Source organism: Ornithinimicrobium sp., from assembly GCF_030537745.1.
Lineage (GTDB): Bacteria > Actinomycetota > Actinomycetes > Actinomycetales > Dermatophilaceae > Ornithinicoccus.
On record NZ_JAUNVI010000109.1, the window covers coordinates 1 to 4,914 of the forward strand.

At 64.7% G+C, this 4,914-nt stretch carries 6 protein-coding genes; 3 read left to right on the plus strand and 3 right to left on the minus strand.

Going from position 1 to position 4,914, the window contains the following annotated elements; all coding sequences use genetic code 11:
- Positions 1-75: 75 nt before the first annotated feature.
- Entirely contained in the window at positions 76-363 is a 288-nt protein-coding gene (locus Q4P07_RS14380) for a helix-turn-helix domain-containing protein (RefSeq protein WP_368660288.1), read from the plus strand.
- Positions 364-373: 10 nt separating this feature from the next.
- Positions 374-1,162, plus strand: a complete 789-nt coding sequence (locus tag Q4P07_RS13970; RefSeq protein WP_303375526.1) for a hypothetical protein — start codon at positions 374-376, stop codon at positions 1,160-1,162.
- A gap of 68 nt (positions 1,163-1,230) precedes the next feature.
- Here the strand turns inward: Q4P07_RS13970 and Q4P07_RS13975 are convergent, their stop codons facing one another.
- The 3 genes from Q4P07_RS13975 to Q4P07_RS13985 form a co-directional block, all read right to left on the minus strand.
- Entirely contained in the window at positions 1,231-3,330 is a 2,100-nt protein-coding gene (locus tag Q4P07_RS13975) for a DUF262 and DUF1524 domain-containing protein (protein WP_303375527.1), read from the minus strand.
- Positions 3,331-3,455: 125 nt separating this feature from the next.
- Positions 3,456-3,785: a hypothetical protein gene (locus Q4P07_RS13980; RefSeq protein ID WP_303375528.1), complete on the minus strand. Its 330-nt coding sequence runs from the start codon at positions 3,783-3,785 to the stop codon at positions 3,456-3,458.
- Positions 3,782-3,982 carry a hypothetical protein gene (locus tag Q4P07_RS13985; RefSeq protein ID WP_303375529.1) on the minus strand — a complete coding sequence of 67 codons (201 nt, stop codon included), beginning with the start codon at positions 3,980-3,982 and terminating at the stop codon, positions 3,782-3,784. The genes Q4P07_RS13980 and Q4P07_RS13985 overlap by 4 nt, the downstream gene beginning before the upstream one ends.
- 363 nt (positions 3,983-4,345) lie before the next feature.
- On the opposite strand from Q4P07_RS13985, the gene Q4P07_RS13990 reads away from it, so the two are divergent.
- The coding region (locus Q4P07_RS13990) for a VOC family protein (protein WP_303375530.1) at positions 4,346-4,914 on the plus strand (569 nt) is incomplete at its 3' end.

A 4,914-nucleotide genomic window follows, 5' to 3' on the forward strand; every position in this document is an offset into this window, starting at 1 on the left:
TCCGTCGGTCAGCCCCTCGCAGTAGATCGTCAGGGTGGCGATCGGGGTGCGCAGTAATCGGACCTCCCGAAGGACCTGGCAGCCATGGCCAACGCCAGCGGCGGGCTGATCGTGTACGGAGTCACGGAGGAAGGTTCTGCTGCGACCGGCCGCGAGGACGTCGCTCTGACCGAGGGACTAGAGACGCAAGTCCGTGCGGCCGCGGCGTCTGCTGTCATGCCGCCCCTTCTGGGTCTAGAGGTGGAGCAGGTGGGCACGGAGCCACCGCGAGCAATTGTGGTACAAGTGCCGCCGAGCGAAGATGCGCCCCCACTTGATCACCCGTGGCGACCGGTTTGGCGCGCCCGTGCGCAACGGCGCTGACACGCGCTGGATGACTGAACGCGAAATTGAGCAGGCCTATCGTGCGCGGTTCGAGAACCGCCGGCGGGGAGGGAAGGACCTCGGCGATCTGTATACCGTCGCCGTCGAGGCCTTGGATGCCCACGAAGCGTGGCTCGTCGCGGTCGCCCGGCCCGAGCGGACAGTCGACGGGGCGAAGCGACTGACTGCAGAGGACGCGATGGAATGGGCTGAGGCCGCAGAGTCGCGCTACCGCGCGCGAGGCTTTTTTGTCATGAACAGCGTGCTGCACAACCAGCTTGCCGAGGTCGTCGGTGAAGTGCGTCCACGGCCCGGCCTGCGATCACAGATCTTCACTGTGGAGAATGGCAACGGGATCGGAGTGCGGGTCAGCACGCACGATAGTGGAGCTGTGACGCTCGCCATCCAGCTGGGCAGCCAGTGCATCGCTAAGACGAGCGACGGGACCGTATGGACCGATCCGGAGGACGTCTTCGCCTCGCAACTTGAGGCCGCGGCTGCCACTCTTGCCGCACTGGTTGAGGCGCAGGCTGCGGAGAGAGGGTGGCCCCCGACGGCCCTGGGCCTTGGGGTCGGGATCGAGTGGGACGGGCCTCAGCCCCTACAGATATTCGACTCGAGGCCACGGGACAAGCCCCGTGACGGCGCCGGGTCTGAGTTGTCCAGATACCGACCCATCTCCGCATCGTGGCTACTGGACGCCGAGGGCAGGCTCGCTCGCGAGCACGTCATCGACCTCGCCCTAGACCTCCTCAACCAAGCGGGCATCCGCGGCGTGACCTACCTCCTCGACAAGTGACCAGGCGCAGCAGTATTGAGTGTCCCGCCGAGCAGCTATCTGCGTAGCGGAACGCGCCTCTAGCAGGTTCAGTCCCCGCCCATCTGGTACTCGTAAGCCTGTCGGACCAGACCCATCACGTAGGCGAAGTCTGAGTCCTCGTACAGGCTGACTTCCGTGGGTCCGTTGCCCCAACGGCCTTTCCCGCTGACGTCCTTGGCCAGTGCTCGCTCGTCATTGAGGACCTCGATGGGGATATTCAGGCTCAGCCGCAGGCGGGCCTTCTGCGGCACGACGTCGACGAAGTTCGTCTCGGCCTTGAACGCGACGTACAGCTTGAGGAAGTGTCGGGTGACGGCCGGGTCGAGAGCCATCGTCTCGGTGCTCAGCTTCTCGAACAGTTCCCGTCGGCGTGGGGGCAGTAGGTAGGGGTGGTCCTCGATGGTGAACCGGGAGTCGCTGCGGGTCAGTGGTGACTCCTCGATGGCGGTCTCGTCGAGATGCGGTCGTGACCAGATGGCGATGGCGTCCCTGGCCAGCCGGTCTCCACGCTCTTCGATCTCGTCGACTGTCCAGGCGTCCAACTGCCCGAGTCCGGCGTTCAGACGCAGGGGACTGTCCTTGAAGCCCCCTGGCATGTCTCGTTTGGTGATGAAGGGGTGGTCGGAGTACTCGGAGTTGTATCCGGTCAGGGTGAGGTTGCCCAGGGTGTGCAGGTACTTGCGCTGGAGGTCCCTCCAGTCCTGGCCCAACGCCTGGCGCCAGTGCGGGGAGAGGTTCTCGTTCTGGGGGAGGATGTGCTCGATCGTGTACTCCCCCACGGCGACCCGTTCTTTGCGGCCGTGGTTCTCCAGCTGGCGGAGCAGGTAGGAGCGTCGGCGGAAGTTGTACAGGTCCGTGGTGGTCAGCGACGCACGGAACTCTTCGTCGGTGGGGAAGGCCCGGTAGCTGCGCATGTTCAGGAAGTGGGACTTGACGCTGTCGACGTAGCGGTCCTTGCGGACGGCTGAGGCGAACCCGGCGAAGGTCTTGTTGAGCGAGTTGGTGGGGATGCGGCAGACGGCGCGGCGGAAGACGTAGGAGGTGACCATCTGCACGATCTCGAGCAGCTCGTCCGTGCCCAGGGTGCCCAGCTCGTGGTCAGTGTAGGCCTCCAGCAGGAACGGATAGACGACGTCGGCCCGGATCTGGTCCAGGTCGCGGAAGGCTGGTCTGAGATTCGGGTCCTTCTCTTTACCGAGGGCCATGGCGCAGAACCGGTGGGCGTACTCGCGCAGGTCGACCACGAGGGACTCGATCGGTTCATCGGCCTGAGCGTGGGTGGTCGCGTAGTCTTTGAAGGCCTCGTAGATGTCGTCCAGGCGGGGAATGTCTCCGGTCTTGACCGTCAGGTAGTGACGGACGAACTCGTCGAACTTGCTGTCGCTGGCGCCGACGAACTCCAGCTCCATGGGCCGCCAATGGGCTGTGTAGATCTTGGTCTGCTCCTTGGTGGGCAGGTCCATCAGCACGTAGTTGCGGATCAGGTCGGCCTGGGAGAGTTTGCGACCGGTGGAGTTCATCGCCTCGAACACCAACTGGGGGTTGTCCACCCCGCGCTCCAGTTTCACGTCGACCACGATCAGCTTGTCCAGGCCGCGGCACACCTGGACGAGGTCCAGGTCGGGATCGGCGAACTTGCTCTGGAAGTACCTGTAGTTGTCGATCACTCGCGTGGTCAGACCATCGGCGGGTTTCACGCCCTGCACGATCGCGAACAGGGCGTCCCGATCGCTTTGGGACAGAACCAGCTTGTGCTGACGTTCGCCCTCTTCATCGTCGTTCAACAAGTACCTGTTGCGGATCTTGCGGGGGGAGAACCCGTCATAGGGCTCCTGCTCACCCGGGGGGAGCTGTGAGAGCCGTTCGACCAGTGCCGCCAGGATCAAAGTCACGGTCGTGATGCGTTGCTGACCGTCGATGATCAGGTCCGGCTCGGCGGAGGTGTTGGTCGCCTGGTCCCGCGCCACATAGACGATCGAACCCGTGAAGTGCGAGCCCAACCGTTCATCCGAACCCGCCCGCACGATGTCCGCCCACAACTGAGCGCACTCCGGCACCTGCCAGGAGTACAGCCGTTGGTAGATCGGCACGATGAACTGGCTGCTCGCCTTGAGCAGCGTCAGCAGGTGTGAGTCGACAGCCTTCATGGCTGGATCCCCTGTCCTCTACCCCGGGCCGGTAGAGGCCCGCGCTAACGTTGCCGAGGTGCCCGGCCCTCATGGCCAGCCACGGTCACGATCAGCCTAGACGTCCCCTCCTGCGCTCGGCGTGCCTACCCCGCCCGCCGTCGCCCGCGCTCGTCCAGCTGGTGCCCGTTGCGGTAGGCGTCGCCTGCTGAGAAGCCGGTGCGCCGGTCCACGACGGCCAGGAGTGCGCAGGGCTCCACATGGGCACAGGTGCAGCAGATCGCCCAGGCCCGTTGGAGCACGTCGGCTCTGTCCCGCTCCGAAGGACTGGATGCGTAGTCCGCCTCGAGCTGGGGCCACCCCGCGGCCGGCTTGGCACAGACCGGGTTGGTGATGCGGCCTCGGAGGTCGCGGGCGAGGACGGCGCTGCTGGTGGGGCGGGTGGTGAGGGCGTCGAGGTGGGTCAGGTCGTTCATCGGGCTGCCGCTGCCGTGGCGAACTGCTCGGTGAGCGTCCGTTGCTGTTGCCGGGTGAGGGTCTTCTCGAATCGGGTGTAGGCCTGCCATCCGGGGCGGGTCCTGCCTTGGCGTCCCCATGCCGGGGAGGTGTCCGGGTGGCCGTGCGCGAGGTGGGTCCAGGCCCAGGTGATGAGGTTGTCCGCCGAGCGATGCACGCCCGCAAGCGATCAGAAGACATCACTTGACATTATGTCTCACATAATATGAGCCTATTGATTAATACAGCGGTCATTCGTGAACTCTTCGGTGCATCTCGACAGGGAAACGTAACTATAAGTGATACTTTCGGTTACACTAGCCTATTGCCGCATAGGGATGTCGTTTGTGCGAAGTTCGCTGCATCTCGACAGCTGCTGTCGAGAAGCAGCCAAGACTGCGCAACCCCGAGCGTGACACTCTGCACGCTGGGGCCGTCTGAAGCCGACAGTGCAAAGTAGCCCGGCCAACGCACTCCACGCGGCAGATCCGTGCGTTTGAGGACCTGCCGCCTGTCGACTCGGAGGACCTAGGATTCGGCCATGGCAGATGGTGCCGTGCACGGACTCGGGTTCCTTGGTGTGCGGGTCGACGACCTCGCACGGTTCATGGCTGCCGTGTCGCTCTATCCCGATACGCTCGGCCTGGTGCCGTTTCGATACGAGTCGGGCCGTCTGGCGTGGTTCCGTCTCGGTGACGGTACCGAGCTGCACCTCTACGGGCCGGAGGATAGAGACCACGTGGCGTTCGGCGACAGGCCGTGCGTGGGGCTCGTAGTCGAGGACGTGGAGGCGACGCGCCGCAAGATGGAGAAGGCTGGTATCGAGTTCCTCTGGGAGACGCAGCGAGATACCAGCCGGGCCTGGGCCCACTATCGCGGCCCAGACGGAAGTGTCTACGCAGCCCGAAGTAGACAGTACTCGCCGCCCGCGACCGCGCACACGCGGCAGAAAAGTGCTCCGCGGAGCACCTCCGGGTCGGGTGGGGCCGAGCGACCAGCGGCAAATGAGTGCCTCTCAGGCGCTCTCTTGGTCGAACCGATCGACGATCTTGGGGCGCACCAGCGTGGACTCGGATCCTCAGTCTCCGAGTCCAGTGATCCGGCGCAGCT

Coding starts and splice junctions, on each gene's coding strand:
- Q4P07_RS13970 (WP_303375526.1), top strand. CDS start 374: ATGACTGAACGCGAAATTGAGCAGGCCTATCGTGCGCGGTTCGAGAAC.
- Q4P07_RS13975 (WP_303375527.1), bottom strand. CDS start 3,330: ATGAAGGCTGTCGACTCACACCTGCTGACGCTGCTCAAGGCGAGCAGC.
- Q4P07_RS13980 (WP_303375528.1), bottom strand. CDS start 3,785: ATGAACGACCTGACCCACCTCGACGCCCTCACCACCCGCCCCACCAGC.